Source organism: Alienimonas chondri (assembly GCF_013036045.1).
In the GTDB taxonomy this organism is placed as follows: Bacteria; Planctomycetota; Planctomycetia; order Planctomycetales; family Planctomycetaceae; genus Alienimonas; species Alienimonas chondri.
The window spans coordinates 1-554 of record NZ_WTPX01000286.1; the positions used below are offsets into that span (position 1 = coordinate 1).

Annotated in this window: 1 pseudogene; it reads right to left on the reverse strand. The window is 67.7% G+C overall.

From position 1 onward, the window contains the following. Positions 1 to 554: pseudogene (locus LzC2_RS21020) on the reverse strand (hypothetical protein); the annotation flags it as partial.

Consider the following 554-nt stretch of genomic DNA (forward strand, 5'->3'; position numbering starts at 1 on the left):
ATCAAGCAGACGCACGTCACGGCAAGCAGCAGGCGTCCTGCCTCATGCCTTCCGCGACGGGGATCCGGCCAGCCGGTCAGCAACATGGAACGCAGCGAGGGCAGGGGACGGCACAACCGCCAACTGAGAACCAGCCCGCCGATGAGCACCGGTTGCAGGGCGAGCGACGCGGCCCCTCGCCAGAAGTCGAAATACCCGCGGTTCAGATACAGCAGGAACCCCACGTCCCCGATCGCGGCGCTCAGCAACACCGCCCACCACGCCCAGCCCTCGCCGTTCCGCAGGGGGACGGCGGCGAAGTACAGATACAGCATCCCGATCCCCAACGCCGCCCCGCCGAAGGAGACGCGATCGTGGATCAGGAACAGCGCCAAACGGGAGTCCGCGACCGCCCACACCGCCGCCGCATCCGTCCCGAGATACGCCAGATCATGCGGCAAGAACTGCCCCGTCACTCCCAGGAAGAAGGCGAACAGCCCGCAGGCGATCAGAACCAACCCGGACAGCGTCACCAGCGACCGCCCGTCGCCGACCAGTACGGCAAGCAGTCCCCG